The sequence below is a fragment of the Oleiphilus sp. HI0043 genome (assembly GCF_001634935.1).
Window position 1 is genome coordinate 1 of sequence record NZ_LWEY01001356.1, and the last position, 25101, is coordinate 25101.

The 25101-nt window shown below is 43.5% G+C and carries 23 protein-coding genes; 18 read left to right on the top strand and 5 right to left on the bottom strand.

Annotated elements, in window-relative coordinates; all coding sequences use genetic code 11:
• The 5 genes from A3729_RS18285 to A3729_RS18305 all read left to right on the top strand — a co-directional run.
• Positions 1-648 (top strand): TetR/AcrR family transcriptional regulator (locus A3729_RS18285; RefSeq protein ID WP_304439734.1); only part of this gene is annotated, 648 nt, incomplete at its 5' end.
• A gap of 40 nt (positions 649-688) precedes the next feature.
• Positions 689-1219, top strand: a complete 531-nt coding sequence (locus A3729_RS18290) for a L,D-transpeptidase (RefSeq protein ID WP_082865388.1) — start codon at positions 689-691, stop codon at positions 1217-1219.
• Positions 1220-1244: 25 nt separating this feature from the next.
• Positions 1245-2270: a beta-N-acetylhexosaminidase gene (gene nagZ, locus A3729_RS18295; protein WP_068507086.1), complete on the top strand. Its 1026-nt coding sequence runs from the start codon at positions 1245-1247 to the stop codon at positions 2268-2270.
• Positions 2271-2300: 30 nt separating this feature from the next.
• On the top strand, positions 2301-3428 hold the full coding sequence (locus tag A3729_RS18300) for a mechanosensitive ion channel family protein (protein ID WP_082865387.1): 1128 nt from the start codon (positions 2301-2303) through the stop codon (positions 3426-3428).
• A gap of 56 nt (positions 3429-3484) precedes the next feature.
• Complete coding sequence (locus A3729_RS18305) at positions 3485-4222, top strand: S-methyl-5'-thioinosine phosphorylase (protein WP_068507088.1); 738 nt, start codon at positions 3485-3487, stop codon at positions 4220-4222.
• Positions 4223-4314: 92 nt separating this feature from the next.
• On the opposite strand, the gene A3729_RS18310 is transcribed toward A3729_RS18305, so the two are convergent.
• The 4 genes from A3729_RS18310 to A3729_RS18325 all read right to left on the bottom strand — a co-directional run bounded on the left by A3729_RS18310 (position 4315) and on the right by A3729_RS18325 (position 6365).
• Entirely contained in the window at positions 4315-4524 is a 210-nt protein-coding gene (locus A3729_RS18310) for a hypothetical protein (protein ID WP_068507091.1), read from the bottom strand.
• A gap of 217 nt (positions 4525-4741) precedes the next feature.
• Entirely contained in the window at positions 4742-5242 is a 501-nt protein-coding gene (locus tag A3729_RS18315) for a YaiI/YqxD family protein (protein ID WP_068507094.1), read from the bottom strand.
• 41 nt (positions 5243-5283) lie between these two features.
• Positions 5284-6054, bottom strand: a complete 771-nt coding sequence (locus A3729_RS18320; RefSeq protein WP_068507104.1) for a CsiV family protein — start codon at positions 6052-6054, stop codon at positions 5284-5286.
• Between the two features lie 119 nt (positions 6055-6173).
• Positions 6174-6365 (bottom strand): hypothetical protein, encoded by a 192-nt coding sequence (locus A3729_RS18325; protein WP_156498006.1) that lies wholly within the window; start codon positions 6363-6365, stop codon positions 6174-6176.
• Between the two features lie 273 nt (positions 6366-6638).
• Between A3729_RS18325 and rimO the strand changes: the two genes are divergently transcribed.
• From rimO to A3729_RS18390, 13 genes are all read left to right on the top strand, one after another.
• Complete coding sequence (gene rimO, locus A3729_RS18330) at positions 6639-7976, top strand: 30S ribosomal protein S12 methylthiotransferase RimO (protein ID WP_068507108.1); 1338 nt, start codon at positions 6639-6641, stop codon at positions 7974-7976.
• Positions 7977-8686: 710 nt separating this feature from the next.
• A complete protein-coding gene (locus A3729_RS18335; protein ID WP_068507109.1) occupies positions 8687-9670 on the top strand; it encodes a helix-turn-helix domain-containing protein in 984 nt (327 codons plus the stop codon).
• Positions 9671-9793: 123 nt separating this feature from the next.
• Positions 9794-11413 carry a GMC family oxidoreductase gene (locus A3729_RS18340; protein ID WP_197475909.1) on the top strand — a complete coding sequence of 540 codons (1620 nt, stop codon included), beginning with the start codon at positions 9794-9796 and terminating at the stop codon, positions 11411-11413.
• A gap of 130 nt (positions 11414-11543) precedes the next feature.
• Positions 11544-13004, top strand: coding sequence for a coniferyl aldehyde dehydrogenase (locus A3729_RS18345; RefSeq protein WP_068507112.1), 1461 nt, complete (start codon positions 11544-11546; stop codon positions 13002-13004).
• Positions 13005-13028: 24 nt separating this feature from the next.
• A complete protein-coding gene (locus A3729_RS18350; protein ID WP_068507116.1) occupies positions 13029-14603 on the top strand; it encodes an AMP-binding protein in 1575 nt (524 codons plus the stop codon).
• A gap of 242 nt (positions 14604-14845) precedes the next feature.
• A complete protein-coding gene (locus tag A3729_RS18355) occupies positions 14846-16063 on the top strand; it encodes an alkane 1-monooxygenase (RefSeq protein WP_231872153.1) in 1218 nt (405 codons plus the stop codon).
• Between the two features lie 56 nt (positions 16064-16119).
• Positions 16120-16473, top strand: a complete 354-nt coding sequence (locus A3729_RS18360) for a hypothetical protein (RefSeq protein ID WP_068507124.1) — start codon at positions 16120-16122, stop codon at positions 16471-16473.
• 38 nt (positions 16474-16511) lie between these two features.
• The gene (locus tag A3729_RS18365) at positions 16512-16679 is read left to right on the top strand and encodes a rubredoxin (protein ID WP_068507129.1); all 168 of its coding nucleotides are present in this window, start codon (positions 16512-16514) and stop codon (positions 16677-16679) included.
• A gap of 13 nt (positions 16680-16692) precedes the next feature.
• Positions 16693-16869 (top strand): rubredoxin, encoded by a 177-nt coding sequence (locus A3729_RS18370; RefSeq protein WP_068507132.1) that lies wholly within the window; start codon positions 16693-16695, stop codon positions 16867-16869.
• Positions 16870-16878: 9 nt separating this feature from the next.
• Positions 16879-18036 carry an NAD(P)/FAD-dependent oxidoreductase gene (locus A3729_RS18375; RefSeq protein ID WP_068507134.1) on the top strand — a complete coding sequence of 386 codons (1158 nt, stop codon included), beginning with the start codon at positions 16879-16881 and terminating at the stop codon, positions 18034-18036.
• A gap of 612 nt (positions 18037-18648) precedes the next feature.
• Positions 18649-19251, top strand: a complete 603-nt coding sequence (locus tag A3729_RS18380; RefSeq protein ID WP_068507139.1) for a TetR/AcrR family transcriptional regulator — start codon at positions 18649-18651, stop codon at positions 19249-19251.
• Positions 19248-20360 carry an efflux RND transporter periplasmic adaptor subunit gene (locus tag A3729_RS18385; RefSeq protein WP_068507142.1) on the top strand — a complete coding sequence of 371 codons (1113 nt, stop codon included), beginning with the start codon at positions 19248-19250 and terminating at the stop codon, positions 20358-20360. The genes A3729_RS18380 and A3729_RS18385 overlap by 4 nt, the downstream gene beginning before the upstream one ends.
• Positions 20360-23632 (top strand): efflux RND transporter permease subunit, encoded by a 3273-nt coding sequence (locus A3729_RS18390; RefSeq protein WP_068554400.1) that lies wholly within the window; start codon positions 20360-20362, stop codon positions 23630-23632. Before A3729_RS18385 ends, A3729_RS18390 begins: the two co-directional genes overlap by 1 nt.
• A gap of 354 nt (positions 23633-23986) precedes the next feature.
• Here A3729_RS18390 and A3729_RS18395 read toward each other — a convergent pair whose 3' ends face one another.
• Complete coding sequence (locus A3729_RS18395) at positions 23987-24670, bottom strand: histidine phosphatase family protein (RefSeq protein WP_068507539.1); 684 nt, start codon at positions 24668-24670, stop codon at positions 23987-23989.
• Between the last annotated feature and the right edge of the window lie 431 nt (positions 24671-25101).

The following is a 25101-nucleotide window of genomic DNA, read 5'->3' on the forward strand; positions in this document are numbered from 1 at the left end:
AATTATATGGCTTATACCGAGACTGTTAACCGAATACTTGATGCTGCCGAGGTTCTCTTTGCTGAAAAGGGCTTCTCAGAAACTTCACTAAGAATGATTACGGGCAAAGCCGGTGTCAACTTAGCGGCGGTTAACTATCATTTTGGTTCAAAAAATGCGCTTATCCAGGCAGTGTTTAATCGCTTTCTTGCACCGCTAAATGAGTTAATGGTTGAAGGTCTGCGCGAGAATAACTGGGACAATGAAGGTTGCACACCAAGTATAGAAGATGTTCTAAGGTTGTACACGAGTAGTCTGTTAAAGATACCTACACGCAATAAAAATGGTGTTTCTATATTTATGCGAATGCTTGGCCTTGCTTATACTCAATCACAAGGTCATTTGCGTAAATACTTAGAAGACGAGTATGCAAAAACTTTCTGGCCTTTCTTAAATCTGCTTAAGGATATTACGCCAGAGCTATCGACGGCTGAGCGTTTCTGGAGAACTCAATTTGTTATCGGTGCAACAGCCTTTACAATGTCCAGTATTCAGCAGTTATCTGACATTCTGTCGAATAAGCCGGATTCTGAGGTGGATACAGAAAAAGTCGTTAATTACCTTGTGCCATTTCTAGCAGCCGGATTGAGCGCAGCTCCTGTTAACTGATTTTCTGCTCGCTGCTCATGACATAGGGAGTGTGAAGTGAATGCCGTTTGAACCAGGACTTAGACGCTCGTTAGAGAGTGAATTTTCCCTTTGTCAGCCCAGAATCGAAGTTAATGTAAAGTTACAGCAGCTGACTTTGTTTAATGAAAACAAAGTGGCTCGTTTTAGTGTGTCCACCGCCCTTAACGGAGTTGGACAGTTTAGCGATTCAGGTTGTACGCCTTTAGGTTATCACTATATTCGCGCTAAAATTGGTGCCAATTCTCCTATTAATACGGTCTTTGCCGGGCGTCGCCCAACAGGTGAGATCTACTCAGCTAAGCTTGCAAATAATTTCCCCGAACGAGACTGGATTCTGACGCGCATTATGTGGTTAAGCGGACTTGAGCCTGGCTATAACCGCTTGGCTAAAGTTGATAGTATGAGGCGCTATATTTACATTCATGGCACCCCTGACTCTGAACCAATGGGGCAGCCTTTGTCTCATGGCTGTATTCGGATGCGTAACAAAGATGTAATGGATTTATTTTCTCGTGTTTGTGTCGGGACGCGTGTTTTAATTAAAGAATAGTTTCTTTGATAGAGTAATAGTGAATATGAAGGAAAACAATATTGGCCCGCTGATGCTTGATGTGGCAGGGACTGAGTTGAATGAAGAAGAAAAACAGGTCTTATCTAGTCCGGTTGTTGGGGGAGTTATTCTCTTCTCAAGAAATTACCTGAACCCTGGTCAATTGACTAAGCTAATCTCGGAGATCCGGGAGTGCTCAAGCAATCTTATTATCGCCGTTGATCACGAAGGTGGACGCGTTCAGCGATTTCGCGAAGGGTTCACGCGAATACCGCCAATGAGGTCTCTTGACCGGGTTTATCAAGAGGATAAAGCGCAGGGCTTAAAGCAAGCTTTTGATCTGGGTTGGTTAATCGCGGCAGAGCTAATTGCATTTGATATTGATATCAGCTTTACGCCAGTATTAGATCGCGACCATGGTGTTTCTGAAGTAATCGGCGATAGAGCATTTTCCTGCGATCTTGAGACGATTACTGCTTTATCTTCATCGCTGGTTTCAGGTATGAAAGAAGCAGGCATGGCTTCTACAGGGAAGCATTTTCCTGGTCATGGAGCGGTTGTTGCTGATTCACATCATGAGATCCCGGAAGACAATCGTAGTCTAGAGCAGATCATGCAAAATGATACGATTGTTTTTGAGCGCTTAATCCCATTAGGGCTTGATGCATTGATGCCTGCTCATGTCATTTATAGCCAGGTAGATAATCAACCCGCTGGCTTTTCCAATGTTTGGATGCAGGATATTCTGCGAGGAAAGTTTGGATTTGAGGGGGTTATATTTAGTGATGACTTGTCAATGGAAGGTGCTAGTGTTGCAGGCAGCTATGTCGCGCGTGCAGATGCGGCTTTGTCTGCTGGTTGTGATATGGTGCTTGTCTGTAACAATCCAGATGCTGCGCAAGAAGTGAGGCTGCATTTGGAATCTTTGCTGCAGCAAGGTGATCTAACCGTCGATAATCAAAGACTCAAACGAATGCGCTACCAAGCAAGCAAAAAACTAAGTATCGAAGATGTTAAGGCATCTGAGGTATGGAAGACCTATAACAAATAGCATCTTAATAAAAATTAGGGGTGGGGTAGTATGAATTGGAATATTTTGAATACCTTCTTATTAAATAGCGGGCTCGAAAACTTGCTTGTTCGTCAAGTTGTCGAGATTTCGATTATTCTATTGCTAACCGGTTTGATTAGTTTCTTATCTAAAGTATTCCTTAAGCGCGTTGAAGCGCAGTTTCTTAAAACGCGTAACTTGTGGGATGACACTTTACTTCATTCTTCACGATCACCGATAGCTTTGGTTATTTGGTTACTCGGTTTGTCCTGGATTGCTTATAGTGTTCAGCGTCAATCAGGTGTTGACCTTTCAGTATTTATTAGTAATACGCAACAAATAATCATCGTTTTTTGCCTGGTGTGGTTTGTTGTCCGATTTATTTCGGGCGGCGAGAAGATCGTTGTTTGTGGCGAAAAGATGAAGCAGCCAATGGATGAAACAACAGTTTCGGCTATTGGTAAGTTATTGCGTGCAATTGTTATTATTATTGGCGTATTAGTCGTGCTACAGACCATGGGTTATAGCATGAGTGGTGTCCTAGCGTTTGGTGGTGTCGGTGGTCTCGCCGTGGGCTTTGCTGCAAAGGATCTGTTGGCCAATTTTTTTGGTGGCTTAATGATCTACCTGGATCGACCTTTCAAGGTTGGCGATTGGGTTCGCTCACCCGATAAGGAAATTGAAGGTACTGTAATTAAAATTGGCTGGCGCTTAACCACCATAAAAACCTTCGATAAACGGCCATTGTATGTGCCAAACTCTGTATTTACGAACATATCAGTTCAAAACCCGTCACGTATGAGCCATAGAAGAGTCTATGAAACGATTGGTATTCGATACGATGATGCCGCCGCGCTGCCTCGTATTATTAGCAATGTTAAGGCTATGCTATTGCAGCACCCTGAAATTGATACCACACAAACCCTTATCGTAAACTTTAATGCCTACGCGGCGTCATCCTTGGACTTCTTTATCTACACCTTCACCAAAACAACTGATTGGATTAAATATCATGAAGTTAAGCAGGATGTCTTAATTCGTGTTTACGACATTATTGCAGCCGAGAATGCAGAGATTGCTTTTCCAACCTCTACTTTGCATATGCCAGAGGCCTTACGCATTGAAGGTGAGATAAAAGGGCAATCGCCACAAGACTAATAAGATGATGACTCAATTGGTTAATGACTAGCCTTGAGCTTTAAGTGGGAATTTATATGTTAGGAATTATCGGTGGAACAGGCTTTGGTTCAATGTCGGGTGCTGAGCTTGTAGAGCAGCTATGGCCAAGTACGCCTTTCGGAGAAACCAGTGGCCCAGTTGTGATAAGTGCACTAAACGGGCTTAAGTTTGCGTTCATGGCGCGTCACGGTAATCCTCACCGTATTCCTCCTCATTTGATAAATTATCGTGCCAACCTCTTTGCCATGAAGCAAGCAGGTGTCGATAGAATTATCGCAATTAACGCGGTAGGCGGAATTCATGAAAAGCTCGGCCCGGGTAATCTTTCCATTCCAGACCAAATTATTGATTACACTTATGGGCGTGAACACACTATATATGATGGCATTCATTGCGAAACTGTTGATCATATCGACTTCACCAAGCCGTACTCTGAAACATTGAGAGCAAAACTTCTTCGCTCAGCAAGCGCGGTGTCATTTGATGTCTTGGATGGTGGAGTTTACGGTGCTACTCAGGGGCCGAGATTAGAGTCATCAGCTGAAATACTTCGTTGTAAGGCTGAAGGCTGCGATATGGTCGGAATGACGGGCATGCCTGAAGCTGCGCTAGCAAGAGAATTGGAGTTGGACTATGCCTGTATTGCCTTGAGTGCGAATTGGGCAGCAGGTTTGTCAGATACGCCTATTACAATGGCAGATATAAAAGAGGCAGTTTCGAAAGCGTCAGCACGCGTAAGCGAGCTGATTTTTCAAGATCTGGGAAGTTTATAGTCGAGCAATTAAGCAGCGGGTTCTGTTAGCTGACAATGTGTGTCACACAAATCCCGCTGCTGCAGTTAAGAGGTGGTATTCGGGAATGTTTGTTAGCTTGCTTTCTTAGTTAGTTGGTTTTGATACATTTCTCGAATTTGCTCTGCTGAGTACTTGTCTACAGTTATGTGGTTAAATTCAACTAGGTGTAATGCAGGGGAGCTTGGTAGTTCTTGATCAATTAACTCGGTGCCATTCGAATTTCTTGGCGCTGTATTTTGTTTCGCTAAACGACTTGCTTCTTTAGATGCTTTTGTTGTCATATCAAACCTTCCAGAGAGAAAACTTCTTAAGCGGTACATATAAAATATAAACTACCTTGGCTGGGATTTCACTTAATTTTATTCATAGCCTTAGACTATTAAGTTCTGATTGATAATAAGTATAAGCCCTTTGCACAGAAATGGGAGTGCTTGCGTGTCGCTAATTTGTAGCAGTTTGTAAACGGAAAGAAAGTAGGTGGCTATGCGCAGTGTTGGCTTAGAAGCCCGACTTTTGGAGCCATTGATCCAGGCGATTCGCAAAGGCTTGCCTTTCTTGTTGGCCTAAGGGCGGTGGTCCTCCTGAATGAACACCGCTGGATCGCATTGTCTCCATAAAATCTCGCATATTTAAGCGCGACTTGATGTTTTCCTTTGTATAGAGCTGCCCCCGTGTACCGATAACCTTGGCACCCTTGGTAATTACTTCGTCGGCGAGAGGAATATCTTGAGTGATGACAAGATCATTTTTGTTCGTTTGTTGCACTATCCAGTTGTCTGCAACGTCAAAGCCACTACTAACCTGAATTGACCTTAGAGTCTTGTACTTTGGTAGGGGGATATGCTGATTAGCAACGAACGTGATCACAACATTGGTTCTTTTCGCAGCTTTAATCAAAATGTCGCGAATAACAACCGGGCAGGCATCAGCGTCCACCCAAATAGAAGGTAAAAGGGTGTCAGAAGTTCTGGTTTCATTTGTGCTTGATTTATCGTTCATAATAAGTCGCTAGATAACGCTAATAATAGTAGCTCTATCTGCTAGATCTCGGGCTCTGGCTCTAATTTATTAATGGTGACAATTAAACCGATTGCCGGGTGATCTAAATAATGAATTTCTCCATATTTTAAGCGCCGGCTTTGGTGTAAACGGAATACCTGACTAGGTATCCTGGAGGAAGAGTGCTTGCTTAAAACAATTTCGTCTGGCTTGTATGCTTGTAGCAATGAATCAGTTTTGTGTCGAATAGTGCTGGTCGAAAGTAGCCAGTCGAAAATGTTTCGCTCTGGATAAAACAAAAAACTGGTAAGAAATAAATCTGCTTCGATGTGCATGTATCGGGAACGTTTAATAGTAAGCGTTCCCTCTAGGTGAGTTTCACCATAATAGCTTTCATTTTGAACTACATCGGTCAGCGCAGATATACGAAGTGGGGGTAATGTGCTGCCTGGTTCCATGGCTTGTTGCCAAGCGCCATATTTAATGACGCGTACATCCCTACTTTTATTTAATTTTGAAAGCGCATCATTGAGTTGCATTGATGAACTATCAAGCTGTTCATATTGGAAGTTCGATAAGGTTTCTAAACCTTCGATCAAATGAGTGTATTGTGAATGCCGAGGTGGATTGTAGGGAACAAGATTAAACTTTCTATTCGCTTCGACATGCCCCTGGTGAGTAAAGAGAATGTATTCTACCTGGAATATTTCTTCGCTGAAATCTTCAGCATAAGCATGGTTAATCGTGAAAGACAAAAGAAATAGCGCGAGTATTCGAAAACAGAGCTTGTAGAGAGTATTCAATGTTAACACGTGCGTAAAAGCCTCACCTTCTTACAGGTTGGAGTGAAATTAGCTGAATACTACCATTCTCATTACTTAAAGCCAGAGAAATTTAAGCCTTGAATCCAAACCTTTCGAAAAGAAATGAGCTAGAAGAAATCACCGATGTAATTATTGAGTACGTCACCTTTTTGCACCTTTGGTTTGTCTGTACTCATGTCTACAGGTTTTTCTGTAGGCTCTACCGCTTCGGTAGGCGAGTGTGCCACAAATGCGGGGAGCTCGCTTGCTAAACTACTTTTCGTGGTGTGAACATGGTTAGCACCCTCTAAAGCAGTCACGCGGTAATAGTAACGCCCGCGATATGCTGCAAGGAAAACTAAGCAAAGTGTTAACAGTTCGAAAAGGTGAATGAGCATAATTGTAAGTTGGTACTCTAAGCAATATGTCAGTGTCTGCGTAAAAGTGAAGCGGTATTCTATTGAATAACGTGCATCAGATCAGCTAATTATAGTTGATTTTACAACTATTTTAAATTTGTGGCTGTGTTTTGGGCTTGTTAGTGAGGTGTGGTAATATCCGCGCCAAATTAATGGGGTTGAGGTTGGTAAGTTATGAGCGAAGAACAAGGTCAGAAACGTGTAGGGTTCGTTAGTCTGGGATGTCCAAAGGCTTTAGTAGACTCTGAGCGTATATTGACCAAATTAAAGCTTGAAGGTTACGAAGTCGCCCCAGAATATGATAATGCGGATGTTGTGGTCGTAAATACTTGTGGTTTTATTGACTCTGCCAAGCAAGAATCACTCGATGCGATTAATGAAGCGATGCGCGAGAATGGTAAGGTCGTTGTCACCGGGTGTATGGGCAAGGGGAGTGACGCAGAGCAGATAAAGAGCGCTTTCCCTGAAGTGTTAAACGTTAGCGGACCGGCCGATTATGAAAGCGTAATGGGCGCTGTTCACGAATATGCTCCCCCGTCGAAAGAACAGGAAACGCACTATAGTGACAGGGTGCCTGCTCAAGGCATCAAATTAACACCTAAGCATTATGCTTACCTTAAAATCTCGGAAGGATGTAACCATCGCTGTAGCTTTTGTATTATCCCTCATATGCGCGGAGATTTGGTAAGTCGCCCAATTTCTGAAGTTATTGAAGAGGCCAAACGCTTGGTAGAAAGTGGTGTAAAAGAGCTTCTTGTTATCTCTCAAGATACAAGCGCCTACGGTGTCGATGTTAAATATAAGCTCGATTTTATGGAAGGCCGGGCTCACGAAACACGTATGCAAGACCTCGCTGTTGCGCTAGGAGAATTGGGTGTATGGGTAAGAATGCATTACGTTTATCCTTATCCTCATGTTGATAAACTGATCCCCTTAATGGCAGAAGGAAAGATTCTGCCGTATTTGGATATTCCCTTCCAGCACGCTAGTGCAAAAATACTAAAAGCAATGAAACGTCCTGCGCACAGCGAGAAGGTCATCGATCGCATTCGTTCCTGGCGCGAGATATGTCCTGAACTTACGATAAGAAGCACCTTCATTGTTGGTTTTCCGGGTGAAACAGAGCAAGATTTTCAGGAGCTATTGGACTTTTTAGAAGAGGCCCAGTTAGATCGTGTAGGTTGCTTTACGTATTCTCCTGTAGAGGGCGCGCCAGCAAACGTCTTGGCGAATCAGGTCCCCGAAGAAGTGAAGGAGAGTAGGCACAAAAGGTTTATGGAAAAGCAGGCTGAGATTAGTGCCGAACGTTTGCGAGCAAAGGTTGGTTCATTGCAATGGGTGATCATTGACGAAGTGGTTGAAGAAGGCGCGGTAGGTAGGAGCTCAGCAGACGCACCTGAAATAGATGGTAACGTCTTCATCGATGGAGCAACTCACCTATGTGTCGGTGACTTGGTTAAAGTAGAGGTCGAAGAGGTTGATGAGTATGATATGTGGGGGCGCTTGGTTTAGAAGGAGAGGCTTCTTTCTTCCTATATCTAAATCAACGAACTCTTTAATTAGGTGAAAAAGTCGGCACGCAATCTGACCTACTTAAATAGCGGTTTCGACTAGAGCCTAGAAATGCCCTGCCCAATCTTAGTCAGCAATGTGCCAATTTCAGACCTTGGCACTTGCTTCAAGGTTGGCCGAAACTTACTGATTCTGAATCGTCGATTGATATCGGGAATTGGTGATTAGCGGACATAATCAAGTTATCCAGACAAACGCAACTTAGACAATAAGCTGCTTATATCTTAGTGCTCTGCTTTAATCTTACTGCATGCCATTAGCTGATGCTGAAACAGCAGTAGATTCAAACTGTCATCCTTCCTCCCAAGCAGAAATCGCCCATGCAACGCTGTTAAAAAATAAAACCATTAGATCTTCGACTCATTAGATCTTCGACTCATTAGGTCTGTTAGTCGCTGAAGTGTGATGCGCCTTTTAATTCTAGTATCCAGATAAATTTGTTTTGGCATTACTACTGTAGAAAAACAAGCTAGCCTGCACTCTATAACGCTAAGTGGTATGGATCTATCGAACCTAAACTATCCGGACCTAGGAAACGGAGCTTTACGCGGAAGGGGCGTTCAGTTCTTCTAAGTTTTTGTGTATTTTCATTGCATTTGAACTAGCTTGCGGCTAGCTTATAAAGATAAAACTAAGCATCAATTTAGCCTATGAACCCTGAACTTCTGTCTGCTACTTATCTAAACCATTTCTCGCGCTATGCCGAAGAGCAAGGAATTGATCTACAACCTTTCTGGAAACAGGTTGATCACAACGAAAGCGAGCCCTTCATTAAAGTGGATACCTTGAAACAGCTTATTCACTATATGTGGAAAAAGGGGTGTCCGCGTTCGTTAGGATTGTTTGTCGGTAGGAACATCAGCTTGTCCAGTCATGGCCATGTAGGCTATGGCCTGTCGCATGCAACCAACCTGGAAGACAGCCTGGTATTTCTTTGTGAATATTACAAAATTCGCGCACAAATTCTCAGCTTCTATATCGAAGAGGATGAAGAGAACATCTATCTCTGTATAAAACCCCTTGCCGATTGGGGAGACATTGATGTTGTTCTTTATGAGACGATTGCTGCGCTGGTTTTCAACATTATCAAATTTGCTATTGGCTCAAAAGTAGAAGAATGCGTTCTGGAGCTGCCTTTCGAAGAGCCTGACTGGAGTGACTTATATGGATCGTGTTTGCCGAAGCGCATTCGTTATTCAGACGGAGTTTTGCGATATGGTATGCCATTGGAGTGGAAGGCGATCACCTGCGTTTCAGCAGATCCGGTTACTGCCGAAATGGCCGCTCAACAATGTAAGAATGAGCTTAATCGTTTACTGGAATCACGCACATTATCAGACAAAGTGAATGAACTAATTCTTTCGAGTGTTCAGTTTGAACTATCACTCGAGCAAACCGCCAAGACGCTTTATATGTCCAAGAGCACCTTAATCAGAAAACTGAAGCAAGAAGGTAAGACTTTCAAACTTCTAATGGAAGACGCCAAGAAAAAAAATGCTCAATACTTGCTGAAGAAAACAGATCAAAAGATAGATGTGATCGCTTTACAGCTTGGTTACGAAGATGTGTCGAATTTTGGGCGCAGTTTCAAACGCTGGTTTGGCTGCGCGCCATCACAGTATCGAGAAGGGTAAGGAAGTTTATCGTTATTGACACTTATTGACCTGTCCTTGGCAACTCCCGCCATTCTTAGGTGCTGAGCACTCAGTTAACATCACCCTCATGATAACCATATTGACTCTAGATTGGGTGACAAGATGTCAGAACTAATATACGACTACATCATTGTTGGCGCCGGTTCGGCGGGCAGTGTGCTTGCGAATCGCTTAAGCGAGAATGAAAAGAACTCGGTGCTGGTACTTGAAGCCGGACCTGAAGACAAAAGTCCAATGATTAAAATACCCGGAGCTTTTGCTTACTTTATGTATAGTAAAAAATATAACTGGGGCTATGAGTCTGAAGCCGTTGCCGACATTCGTAAGGGGCAACCAATGTTCTGCCCCAGAGGAAAAACCTTAGGCGGAAGTAGCGCCATCAACGCAATGGTCTATGTTCGAGGCGATAAATCTGATTATGATCACTGGGAAGCCCAAGGAAATAAGGGCTGGAAATTCGATTCAATGTTGCCCTATTTTAAAAAAGCCGAAACAAATGAGCGAGGATGCAATGACTACCACGGCAGCCAAGGTCCTCTTTATGTCTCAAACACACAAAATACTTACCCCTTGAATGAGTGCTTCCTAAAAGGTTCTGAGCAAGCGGGATACCCTTTAAATGACGATTTCAATGGGCCTCAATTTGAAGGTGTGGGCTATTATCAGTTTACAATCAAGAATGGCGAAAGGTGCGGTGTCTCACGGGCCTATTTAAAGCCTGCTCGTACTCGAAAAAATCTGCACATACAATGTGAAGCCTTAGTTAATCGAATTATTCTCGAAGATAAAGAGGCCAAAGGTGTGGTCTATTCGCAACGAGAAAAAGAGTATACCGCTCATGCTAAAAAAGAAGTTATTTTGTGTGGTGGTGCGTTTAACACACCACAAACTCTCATGCTGTCCGGGATCGGTGATAAGAAGGAGCTCGAGAAAGTAGGTATAGCTGTCGTTCATGATCTTCCAGGAGTAGGAAAAAACCTTCAAGAACATGTTGATGCTTGTGTATTGGTAAAAAGCAAGAAAAAAGACGGATTTTCTATTACGCCATCCGGGTTATTAAAAGCCTTGCCAGATGCTTTTAATTACTTTACTGCTAAAAAAGGTAATCTTGCTAATTCGATAACCCAATCTGGCGGCTTCTTGAAATCTGGTCCTTCTGTTGAGGTTCCTGATATTCAGCTGCACTTCGTACCACTTCTTTTTGATGATTGCGGCAGAGATCTTGGTTTACTTTCGCAACATGGTTACTCCCTACATGTGTGCGTACTCAGACCGGAAAGTCGTGGTCAACTAAGCTTAAAGTCTTTAGACCCTCGCGATCGAATCAAAATCGATTTTAACTTCCTCTCTCAAGAAAAAGATCAAAAAGTTTTGGTTGACGGCATTCGGGTCGCGCGAAAAATCCTAGCATCTGAAGCTTTTGATGATCATCGTGGCGACGAAGTTCACCCAGGAGCTGATATCACCTCCGATGCAGACATTCTGCAAGCGTGCAAAGATCGTTTAGGTCTGGTTTATCACCCCGTGGGTACCTGCAAAATGGGTAATGACGATATGTCTGTCGTTGACGACCAGTTGCGTGTTCATGGCATCTCAAAGCTACGAGTAGTCGACGCATCGATCATGCCCACTTTAATAAGCGGCAATACCAATGCACCTGTAATAGCGATTGCTGAAAAGGCATCCGACCTAATATTGTCACCATCAACCATGCTCAACTAAATGATGAGTACAAATCACTTTTGTGAGCAATAAGTCTATTACGTAATAAAATACACAACTTTTGAACATTAAACATTCAAATAGTACACAACATAAGCACGTTTAAATCGATAAAAATAGAGGCAAACAAATGAACTGCGCGGCGAAAATTTCTACTCACGATACATCTATTGAAGAACGATTAACTATGCTTAAGTCAGCGGCTCGAGCTAATCCTTACCCTTCCTTCAATGAGAGGAAAAAAAATCTTCTAAATCTTCGTAGCCAAATTCAGCGTTACCAAGATGCCATTACCGCTGCAGCAGCCAAAGACTTTGGCTGGCGCGCACCAGCTGAATCTAAACTTATTGATGTGCTCGGGCCCGTTTTAGAAATCAATCATGCAGTTCACAAACTCAAAAAGTGGATGAAGCCTAGTCGTAGATCCACGGAGTTACTCTTCACAAGTAATAAAGCCAAAGTACATTACCACCCCAAAGGTGTTGTCGGAATCATCTGCCCATGGAACTTTCCCTTATACCTAGCGTTAGGGCCTCTTATTGCAGCTTTGGCAGCGGGCAACAGAGCGATGATCAAAATGCCGGAGAATTGCCCTAACTCAGCCGCATTACTGCAAGAAATGCTTAGCGAAATTTTTCCTGAAGACTTGGTGGATGTGTTGCCTGGTGACCACCCGGATGCGATGAAAATTTCAGAGCAGCCTTTCGATCATTTGGTGTTTACAGGCTCGCCTAAAACCGGGCGTATTATCATGAGTAACGCGGCTAAAAATCTGGTACCTGTCACTTTAGAACTCGGTGGAAAATCGCCGGCAGTTGTGTGTGAAGGCGCCAACCTGAATGATGCCGCTAAGCGAATTGCGCATGGTAAGGCCATGAATAGCGGTCAAGTCTGTTTAGCACCTGACTATGCGTTAGTACCTAGAAATAATATTGATGAGTTTGTTGAGGCCGTAAAGAAACAGTTTATAAAAATGCATCCCTCGACTTCCGGTAGTGAACATTACACCTCATTGGTAGACGACCGCGCAGACGAACGTTTCAGGCGCCTAATTGACGACGCGAAAGCGCATCGGGCAGACATAACCGTTTGCGGTTCTATTGGCAAGGGGCGGCAGTACCCGCTTCATATTGTAAAGAACCCTGATCTCAATATGAATTTGATGCAAGAAGAAATATTCGGTCCAATTTTGCCTGTGATTCCCTACGATAATATCAACGAAGTAATTGACTTTATAAACGACCGGGAACGCCCTCTAGCACTCTATTTATTCGGCCATGATAAATCCATACGAGACACAATTATGAAAAACACGCTGTCTGGTGGAGTAAGCATTAATGATTGGGGCTGGCATGCATTCAATCACGACATGCCTTTTGGTGGCGTGGGTAATTCAGGTATGGGCAGTTACCATGGCGAAGAAGGGTTTCGTGAGCTATCCCATGCCCGATCGACTTTTCAACGACATCGATTCTTTCCGATTGGTTTATTCTATCCTCCCTACGGAACCATTATTCAGAAATTATCGATGAAACTATTTCTAGGTAAGGCAGATAAAGAGCTGCTAGGCCCACCTAATCTAGATTCATAATAATAAACACCTTTGGGGTTACCGATGACACAGATAAACACAACACTCTCACGCAACAACCTAGCCGACTTTTTAGAGGGCTTTCTTCAAAAATACGCAGAAAAACCAGCTTATTCATGTCTCGGGCAAACATTATCCTTTGCTGAAATCGATGCTAAATCTAAGGCTTTGGCCTGTTTCTTACAGCAGCAAGAGAACCTAAATCAGGGTGACCGGATAGTGATACAGCTGCCAAATCTAAGCCAGTACCCAATTGCTGCTTACGCCGCGTTGCGTGCTGGTTTAGTCGTGGTAAACACAAACCCTCTTTACACGCCTAGAGAAATGCAGCATCAATTCTCAGATTCAGGTGCCAAGGCGATAATTATTCTAGAAGACCTGTTGCCCAACTTAGAAAAAATCAAGGGTGATACGGCGCTGGAGCTAGTGATTTCAACAGGTGCTGCGGATTTACTAAGCGACTCCCCGACGCCTGCTCCAGAGGGTTGCCACTCTTTTAGCCAAATCCTCAATGATTTTGATCAGGCTAAATTGCAAGCCCGTAAAGATATTGGCCCAGATGATTTATGTATGCTCCAGTACACTGGAGGCACAACTGGCGTTTCTAAAGGTGCTTGTTTAAGCCACCGAAATGTCATAAGTAATGCTAAACAATGTTTGGATAGACTTGCTACAGGGTGTAGAGAAGGGCAAGAGATATTTGTGTGCCCATTACCCCTCTACCATATCTATGCCTTTACAGTGAATATGATTATGTTTGCGAGCAAAGGCAATCTCAATGTACTCATTCCTAACCCTAGGGATCTTAACGCCTTTATTAATGCCATCAAACCTTTCGAATTTACCGGCATATCAGGGATCAACACTCTCTTCGTCGGTCTTTGTATGCAGGAAGAATTTAAAGCGCTAGATTTTTCAGCACTGCGATTGACCGTCTCGGGTGGAACTGCCTTAACCTCTAATGCCAGTGAAATATGGAAAGATGTAACAGGCTGCAGTATTTCTGAAGGCTATGGGTTATCAGAAACATCTCCGGTCCTCTGCCTTAATGAACCTGGCAATGAAGAAATAGGCACAGTTGGGACACCTCTTTCTGATACAGAAATTCAGCTTTGGAATGATGACGATCAACCCGTATCTGAAGGTCGCGGACAGATCGTCGCTAAAGGCCCTCAAGTGATGAGTGGTTATTGGAATATGCCAAATGAAACCGCAAAGGCATTAACTGAAGATGGCTTTTTCAAAACGGGTGATATGGGCGAATGGACTGATGACGGTAAGCTAAAAATTGTTGACCGTCTAAAAGATATGATTATTGTTTCAGGATTTAACGTCTATCCAAATGAAGTTGAAGAAGTATTAACCAGTTTTCCGCAAATTCTAGAAGCAGCCGTAATTGGTGAAGCTGATGACATTTCAGGTGAAAAAGTATGTGCTTATGTTGTACTAAAAAATGAAGCAACAGAAAAAGAAATTATTGAACACTGCCGCAAAGTGCTGACCGCTTATAAGGTTCCCAAGAAAGTGGTCGTACTAGAAGAATTGCCTAAATCAACTGTTGGGAAAATACTGCGAAGGGAGCTGAGACCTGCTTCCTAAATGACTTTAAACAAAGTCATCAAACAAAACGAGCCCCGTGATTTTGCCATAGATTTCGGTTAGCTATGTTTTGATATTTATTCAGGTTTTTAGGGTGCCCAAATGGCACCCTTTTTTTGTTTGAAATATGCTTTCGTTCCACTAAAACGACACGAATTGACTGTGACATGACACCTAGGGCCATAACCCTGGCCTGCGTCTCCCGATAAGATTGTTTTACTAACAATAACGGAGAAAATCTCATGTCTAAAGAAGCGGCAGCAATGCTTTCGGTCCCGCGCTCTCAAAGCGAGGGTGAAATCACCACCTGGATGTCATTAAAAAAATACGCTTACATCATTTCGCTGATTTTACCTTTAGCGCCTATCGGATCATGTTATCTAGCGGTTACAACAGGAAATGGCCTATGGTTATGGACAACAATCGTATTCTGGTATTTCGGAATAGCGGCACTAGATAGCTATTTTGGTGATGATGAAGCGAATCCAACCGAAAAAATGGTCGAAGAGCTTAAATCAGAGCCTTACTACAAAAAAGTGATGTACCTGACCGTTCCTTTGCTTTGGGCAGCGGTGATTGCATGTGCCTATACGGTATCTCAATACGAATGGTCCTGGTTTAACTTTATTGGTGGAGCCTTAACAGCAGGTTTAGCCGCTGGAATTGGCGTTAACCTTGGCCACGAGATGGGCCATAAGGTCAATGACCGAACGCAGGTGTTTTTTGCAAAGATGGCTCTAGCTTTACCGGGATATGGGCACTTTTTTATCGAGCACAACAAAGGCCATCACAAAGATGTGTCGACGCCTGAAGATCCTGCATCATCAAGAATGGGCGAGTCTATCTATCAATTCGTAAAACGAGAAGTGCCTGGGGCATTTCGCCGAGCATGGGAGCTGGAAAGCGCAAGGTTGAAGCGACAGGGTAAGTCAGAGTGGTCGTTACAGAATGAGATTATCCAGCCCGCTCTTGCAACTGTTGCATTGTACAGCATGCTGCTAGCTTACTTTGGGCCTGTGATGATTCCATTTCTGTCGATTGTGGCTGCATTCGGCTACTGGCAGCTGACGTGTGCAAATTACATTGAACATTATGGTTTGCTCAGGCAGAAGAACGAAAAGACTGGGCGATTCGAGCGCTGTCAGCCACACCATTCCTGGAATTCGAATCAGAAAATTTCCAATCTGATTCTCCTGCACTTACAACGTCACTCTGACCACCACGCGCATCCGACTCGCGCTTACCAAGTTCTCCGTGATTATCATGGTGTACCTTCTCTTCCTGCCGGATACCCATGGATGTTCGTATTAGCGATGATTCCACCGGTTTGGTTTTCGGTAATGGATCCGAAGGTTGTGAAATGGGCTGGTGGAGATATGGACAAGGTAAATATCGAGCCCACTAAGCGCGACGAGATCTTCTCTCGTCACCATCACCCTGAAGTAGAGAAGGCTGCCTAGGCAGGCTAAGTCTAACGGGATTAGAACACAATTACTGAACGGGTTTAGGTGCGTCCATGCTTGTACTTTCTTTATTGGCTCTGATCGGAGTCGCAGGGTTTGGCTCATTCCTGCTTAAAAACAGAATACAAAAACGAGCCATAAGAAAGTGGATGATCACTGTTCATGGATTAGCCGCCTCAGGTGCTTCGGTTCTGCTGATACTGGGTCTGTATGATGCGCATTCAGCAGATACTACCAACTCATGGAACTGGGTAGGACTTGTGCTCACTCTAGGTGTGGTCATTGGTTCGTATCAACTGTTCAGAAAAGTACTCAAAGGTAGGTCGAAACCTTTGATCTTGCAGTGCCTGCATGGTGTGTTTGCAGCGAGCGCGATATGCGTTTTGGCCTACTCGATGATTATTTAATACAACGACATATCAAAACTTAATAAAGGAGCAAAGACATGGCTCAATATGAATGCCCAGATTGTGGCTACATTTATGACGAAAGCAAAGGCGCTGAGCACGAAGGCTATCCTGCAGGAACGCTATGGAAAGATATTCCGGATGACTTTCCTTGCCCTGACTGCTTTGTGAGAGAAAAGCCAGATTTCGAAGAGCTGAAAGATTAATTGAGGAGCGATCATGAGCACAGAGAATTATAGAAAGTATTGTTGTATCACTTGCGACATGATTTATGACGAAGCATTAGGGATGCCCGAAGAGGGTATCGCGCCGGGTACACGCTTCGAAGATATTCCGGACGACTGGACCTGCCCGGAATGTTCGGCTTCAAAATCTGATTTCTATCTTGTCGAATAGGTGGCAGCCATGAAGCATATTATCATTATTGGTTCTGGGCATTCCGCGATTACGCTCGTCCGTGAACTTCGAGCGCACGGTAAAGCACTTAAGATAAGCTTACTTACGCAAGATTCAGGTGATTTGTACTACAAGCCAAATTTATCGAAAGCGATTTCAATGAATAAGGCGCCGCTTGATCTGATTATGAAAAAAAGGGAAGTTCTTGAACAAGAGCATGACGTTAAAATCATCCATCAGGTTCAGGTTGAAGCGATTGAAACAGACCAACGTTGTGTTCGTTACCGAGACTCTAATAGCGCAGTCAATGAACTAATATTCGATGAGTTGGTTTTAGCAACAGGCGCATCCCCGATGAATCTCGAACTAACAGATTCTCCACGATGCGTTTCAGTAAATAATCTAGCTGAATACGAAATGTTTAGAGCAGAACTCCAAAAACTTGATAAAAGCACGAGTCGAATCGCCATTATTGGTGCCGGTTTTGTCGGTATCGAGTTTGCCAGTGATCTGTGTAATAACGGCTTTCAGGTTGATGTTATAGATACTGCGAGCTGGCCGCTTAGCAGAAGTGTACCTGAGCAACTCGGTGAGCACATAATGAATGCGTTCCCAAAAGAACAAGTACAGTGGCACATGGAGCAGAAGGTAGGTGATGTTCAAGATGACGGTGATCAGCTTTTACTTGAGCTAGATACGGGTACCGTCATCCGCGCAGATCTTATCTTGTCAGCAGTTGGATTATTGCCTCGTGTTGACCTGGCTAAACAGGCTAATATCGAAATAAATCGAGGAATTATGACTGACGAATTCCTTAGAACAAGTCATCCCAATATTTACGCGATCGGTGATTGTGCTGAGACACTTGGTGCTGTTCGTTCGTTTATTGCTCCAGCAACCGCATCAGCAAAATGTTTGGCAAAAACCTTATGTGGGGAACCTGCTGCTTTAGTTCTGCCACCACAGGCTGTAGCGGTAAAGCTAGCCTATTCTCCCTTAGTGATATGTCCCAGCTACGAATCTAAAGGGGAATGGCGCGTGGAAGGCGAAGGTAACAGTTACGCTGCTCGTTATACGACTCAGTCCAATATTAGTGGCTTTGCATTGCTGGGTGAATGTATTGCTCAGAAGGGCAGTTTTATTAAGGAGATAGAACTTACTGGATAGGTATAATCTTTTAGCTCGAAGGGTGTCTAGCCCGCAATTTCGATGCGAATGCTGTATGAGAGTGTATGGATTGTCTAGATTTCTTGGATCTACCACCTATTTAGCCAATGGAAATGTTAAACCAATTGGTTGGATAGAGTTTTACGCGATGATAGTAATTTTTGTACGAAAGTGGTTTTGTAAACAAGTAACTTAGTGGCTACATTACTACAAGCAGTCCGCAGGATATTCTGTATTTGAGTCTATATTTATGTCCGCTTCTCTCACGTTACGGAATGGTGAAAAGCGGTCAGAAGATCCGATCCTATTCTCCGATAAATTTTACATTACCTACCAGAGGAATCCGCACATTAACAATGAAAGCTGATTCTAGATAATGAGCTTGTGGGAACGTATTTACCTATTTGTGCTTCAAAGGGAATTGAGGATAACCGCGATACCTAATTAGTTTGTCTAGTAAGTGATATTTGTGTGACTCTGAAGATGTTGATGGGTGTCTCATCTTTAGACTGACGCCAACGTTGCATATTTCTTTTTACTTTAAGTTCTATTATTCTATCTATAGAACGTTCGTTCTATAGATTTTGCTGGGATATAAAAAGAGAGAAATAAGTGGCCAAGTCCAAGTTTTCAACCAATGAAGAAGCCTTGAACGCTATCTTCAATGTATCCATTCCGCTTTTCGCAAAGCAGGGGTTTAGTGGTGTTTCAATACGCCAGGTAGCCACCGCCGTTGGCGTGAGTATCGCAACGATCTACCACCACTTTCCTGACAAGAAAGCGCTGTATCTCAGCAGTATCGAAGCTTCGTTTAAAGACATAGCTCCAAAGTTAGAAGCCGCTTTGCAGCCCGTTGGTAGTGAAGAGGAACAATTGAGGCGATTTATCTTTCAGTTCACGGAACTCATGGCAAACGACGAAAATCTTAGGCTCCTTCTACAACGTGAACTGTTAGAAGCTGATGAAGAAAGAATATCGCTACTCGCGAATAATGTTTTCATGGCGCAATGGGTAAATGTATTAAAACTAGTGGAGCGAATTTCTCCCAATAGCGACCCGCACATGACATCTATTTCTTTGTTCTCCCTTGTTTTTTATCACTTGGAATCTAAACCAATGAGGGTGTTTTTTCCTGGTGGAAAACCCGAGCATGATGACCCTGAATTCATTGCTGAACATGTATGTCATTTACTGAAAAATGGAGTGTTCCAATGAGTCTACGATTAGTAACACGATTATTAGCTGTTCTTGCAGCCGTCAGCATAGCTACGGCTTGCGGCGAGCAAAACGATACACTTCGTACCCAACTAGTGGCCGCCAAGCCAATTGAGGTCGATGCTCATCATGTTAAAGAAGATCTAGTGCCTCGATTTTATTCGGCAACAGGGTACACCAATGTATCTCGCAGTATCGAAATCAGTACTTCGCAATCGGCAACGATTGACGAACTGACAGTAAAAGAGGGTGACATGGTGTCTCAAGGTGATTTGCTAGTAGCCTTGGATGAAACCGAATTGCTTACCTCTATTCGTCGAGCAGAGAGTGCTATCGAATCAGCCAAAATTCGATTAAAGGATATGGCACATGATGTAGATAATGCTCGTCAACTGCGCGAAAAACGCGTGATTACTGTGGAACAACTTCGCAAGGCAAAAGTGCAACACAATCTTGCGGAAACTCAGTTGAATCAAGCGCAGAGTGAGCTGGAAAGGCAGCTTGCTCGGGAGCCTTATCACCGCATCAATAGTCCAATTGATGCACGCGTTATTAAGCGCTGGGTGAATCAAGGGGATTTGGCTGTTATTGGAAAACCTCTTCTTCAACTCGAAGCGATTGGTGGTTTGGAGTTTGAGGCTTCGTTGCCAGCAGAGTGGGGGCAGACTCTAAATATTGGTGACCAATATGACATTAAAATTCACAAGCGCGATGAACCCGTTAAAGCCGTTATATCTCATATCGTGAATAGTGTTGATCGTATTACCCAAACCATTCAGATCAAACTCGCTTTGCCTGAATCCTACAAACTTGAAGCCGGCTTATCAGGGCAGGTGGACTTCATTATCTCTTATGAAAAACAGATTCTTGTTGATTCTTCATCAATCATTAAGCGGGCGGGGGTGTTTGGTGTATACCGAATCAATGAAGGTAAAGCAGTGTTTACGCCGGTCAATTTTGAGCGGAAGTGGCAACGTTATTTGGTGGTTCTCTCAGGCCTCGAGCCATCGGATATCGTTATCACTAACCCGCCATCTTCCTTAAGAGATGGGAGTCCAGTGGTCTTTAAACCTAGCGATGCCTCAGTAAATAGTGCAGAGACCAAGTAATGGATAAGAGCCAAAATTCGGGCGGCAAAGCAGCTTCTAACAGCAGCTTTAATATTGCCCATACGCTAGCCAAAACCTTTGTTGAATCAAAGCTTGTATTGGCCATTATTCCTGCCGTTATCTTGTTCGGTTTAATGGGGCTGTTTGAAATTCCCCGTGAAGAGAATCCTCAGATAGTGATTCCCGCTGCCGAAGTCACCATTCCCATACCAGGTATGTCACCTTTGGAAGTAGAACACTTGCTGCTAACGCCGCTCGAAAATCATCTCAATACGATGCAGGGGGTAAAGCACACTTACGGTGTGGCAGGAGAAGGCTTTGCCAAGATTCAAGTGGAGTTCAAAGTAGGAGAGGATAAAACCGAATCATTCGTGAGGCTCTATGACCAGGTGGAACGATACAAAATTCAGTTACCGCCTTTAGCGGGCGAGCCACATATTCATCTGATGGATGTGGATGATATCCCCTTTATAGTTGTGACCTTGGCTTCTGACAAGTACGACCGCTATCAGCTCACACATATGGCTGAAAGAATGACCGAGCATCTACATAGTATTGAGGGCGTTGGGCTCAGTGAAATTCATGGTGGTCAGGAGAACGAAGTACGCGTTGAGATAGATCCCACGCGTTTACAAGCTTTAGGTTTGGGCTTAAATCAAATTAGAGCGCACATACAAGGCGCTAGTATTGATCACTCGCTTGGCTTTAAGGTGATCGACAAAGACAACCAGCATTTGCGAATTAGTCATAAGCTGGAAGACCTTGAAGAGCTTAAGCGATTGGTGGTGTTTCGTGATGACGATAAAGTCGTTCATCTACAAGATATAGCGCATATTACCACCGAGCCAGATACCAAAAACTTAAGCTTATCTCGCTTTAACTTTGGCCCCTCAGATAGTCGTTATAAACAGTACAAAGGGGAAGAGATGGCGGCTGTTCATATCGGTATCGCTAAACAGGCCGGTGTTAACTCAGTTCCTTTATCTGAGGCTATTCTGGAACGCGTCGCATCGATGCAAGAACAATGGATTCCTAACTCTGTTGAAGTAGTTACCACCAGAAATGATGGCCAGACTGCGGATGATTCTGTTAACTATCTTATTGAGCACCTCTTTATTGCAATCGCTGTCGTGAGTGTCGTGTTGTGGGTGTTTCTGGGGGGGCGCGCGGCGTCTATCGTATTCATTACGATACCTATCGTTTTCGCTCTGGTGATTGGAATCGACCTATTAGCCGGGCCAACTTTGAATCGTATGGCGTTGTATGCCTTGATACTCGCCTTGGGACTGTTGGTTGATGATGCCATTGTTGTCATCGAAAATATTCATCGGCATAACCAGTTACTCCCGAAAAATAGTTCTAAAGAGGCTTATTCAAAAGCCATTGTTAATGCCGCGTCTGAGATTGGTAACCCCACAACATTGGCAACAATTACGGTGGTTGCCGTATTCTTATCTCTGCTGTTTGTGACGGGAATGACGGGTGAATATTTTTATCCTATTGCGTTCAACGTACCTGCAGCGATGATCGCATCTCTATTGGTTGCGTATATTATTACGCCGTGGGCTGCCCGACGTTTCTTAACCGTCACCCACGAAGAACATAAAGAAATTTGGCTACAAACCTACTACAGAAGTTTGTTCAAGCGCCTCAGCCAAAGTAGGAAGTGGCGAAAAGTATTCTATCTGGGTGTGTTGGTCTGTTTGCTCGCTTCGTTACTGCAACCAAGTTGGCAATTTATTCGCTCGCAGGGCGTTGGTGGAGAACTATCGCCTATGGGCGTCAATTTAGTGTTTCTACCTAAAGATGATAAGAACACCTTTTTGGTGACATTTAAATTACCGGATGACACGCCCCTTGAGGAAACAGATCGCTTGGTGAGAGAGGTTGCGGGGGTTGTCCTTTCGCACGATGAAGTGGCGAATACACAAACCTTTGTAGGCGGCCCCTCCGTTATCGATTTCAATGGTCAAATAAAGGGAAGTGCAAATAACGTCGGCTCGCAGTATGCAGAAATGAGGGTTAATCTGAGTCATAAATGGACGCGCGACGATACTTCGATAGAGATTGTGCAGCAATTGCGTTTAGCACTTGCCGATATCATTGGTAATCACCCTGAGGCTACGGTTCAGTTATTAGAAGACCCTCCTGGGCCACCGATAAGAGCGACGGTTCTCGCTGAAATATACGAACAAGATAACGAGAAACGAGAGGCAACGGCCAAAGAATTAGAGACGCTGTTTAAAGATACCTGGGATATGGCTGAAGTGTGGACGAGCAATTCCACGCCTATTCAGGAATATAACTTCAAGATCGATCAACGCAGGGTTTTACTGGCCGGTTTAGATGTGCAGCAAGTTGCTGCTGCATTAAGCTTTTTTGTGCAAGGAGATATCGTGAATCACTTGTATGAGCAAGAAGCGAGAAATCCTATACCGATTAGGCTTGTCGTGCCTCATAACCAGCGCATTGTGCCGGAGATACTGGCTCAGACCTTTGTGAAAAATAAAGAAGGGGCATCCATCCCCTTATCGACGGTGATTGATATTGTTCCGAATGAGAAAGCGACACCTATTTTCCATAAGGATAATGAGCGAGTTTCTTATGTGGGAGGAGAGCTGGTAGATAGTGCACCTGTGTATGCAGTGCTCGATTTGGAAAAGAGAATCGAAGTATTACAAGTCGATAGAGAAACTAAAATTACGACGCGAAATCTGGGCTTTGTGCCTGATTCACCCACTACTTTGGATGACACTGTCATTCATTGGGATGGTGAATTGAGGCTGACACTGGATGTGTTTAGAGATTTGGGAATTGCGCTGGCGATGTCACTGCTTGCTATCTACTTTCTCTTAGTTGCTTACTATCAATCCTTTAGTTTGCCATTGCTTGTCATGGTATCTATTCCATTAGGTTTGATTGGTGTATTTCCGGGCCATTGGTTGCTCGATCAAGACTTTACCGCACCATCAATGATTGGTGTTATTGCTCTTGCGGGCGTTGCTGTTAGGAATTCTTTGCTGATCGTTGATTTTATCAGGGAGAGAATAGCCGAAGGCATGTCGCCAGAAGAGGCTATCTCAGATGCGGGCGCATTAAGAATTATTCCCATAACCTTAACCACCTTGGCCATTGTCTTTGGAACACTGGTAATCATCCCTGATCCCGTGATGGGAGGACTGGCTGTCTCCTTGATTTTTGGATCCATCAGCTCGGCGATTTTAACCGTGCTTGTTGTGCCGCTATTGTATGGGCGAAAAAACAAATACTGAATATAGTATGGCCCGATTTTTTCAATGAGCTGGAATTGAAAAATAATTATGTAGAGAGTTGATTATGAATAATCGACTTAAAAGTGCAGTGGCGCTAGATTTTGTTTGCGCTCAGCAATTGAAGTCTTATTTCTCTTAAAATAGCTAATGCGATAATAGGAAGTTTCTGGATAGTTTTGTGTCTGCTCTTCTCACATTCCCGATGTAACTGATCAGGTCAATATTGGCCTGAATATCCAAACTTTATTGTCGATGCCGAGAGTCCGACTTGCGGACATTTAGGCCTTAGTGAGCTCGTTAGTTTAAGTACAGCCTATATTCTAAGCTGTAAGGCCAAGTTCGAGCCGATACATCTTAGGCGTAGCTTATTAAAGTTTTGCCCTCATCTAGTTCTAGGTGAGGGGTATGGTTAAAACCCGACAGCACCATTCGGTCCCGCTTAATATCGAAACTAGCGTAGCTTGCGTTTTTAATCTGAAAGTTAATATCAATCATCTGCTCTACGCTTAGTCCCATCACTTTTCTTATCGCCATCGAAATTGCGCCACCTGAGCTGACTAACATAACGGTATCATCACGATCCGCTTGCTGTCGAATTGCCTCTAAGCCAGTTTCAATTCTGTACTCAAAGTCGCTCCAAGATTCATCTACCAGACCTACTAGGTCGTTATTCGCCCAGGCAAACATAGCTTTTTTCAATAACTTGAAAAAGGTGGCCGGGTTGGAGTCTCTACTTAAGTTAAACGCCTGGTCGCTATTAAGTGACAAATAAGCTTTTATCAATCCCTTAAAGTCGAATTCATTCCAGCGCGGATCAGTTTCGATAGCTTGATTATATTGCAATGAGCGAGTGATCGCGTCAGCGGTTTCAATATGCCTTTTTAAGCTGCCGCAAATAACTCGACTGGGCTTGATAGAAGTGCTGTCAAAATATTCACCTAGTAAATGGGCTTGTTTGTGGCCGAGATCAGAAAGCTGGTCATAGTCTTGCTTTCCTAAAGAGGCTTGTGCGTGCCGTGTAAGTATCAGTGTTGCCATTTAATCGCTCTAAGCATGGATAAATATTAGTTGGCAAAGTCTATGGAAGTAAGCAGTATTCAGCAAGTTTATTCAATTGATGGCAGTGCATTAGCTTGGATTATAGTTCGTGCGCTGAACAGTGTCTCCTTTAGTATGAGAGCCTGTTAACACCTTAAAAGACTCGTAAGAAAATCCACATATATAAACAAAGAATAAGTTTGATGCAGGTTAGGGGTAACGGTAATAAAAATACTTTTAAAATGTAAGGAAAGGTAATCTGGTACTAGATATAACTTTAGGTGAGCTACTTAAAAAATTGAATTACGAAGTAAAAATAGTTTAATCGATAAAATAACAGGAAGTACCATAATGTTACTGATTATTAAGTGGTTATTTCCATTTCGCCTATTATGAATAATGGGTATAAAGCACCTTGTTATGTTAATCAT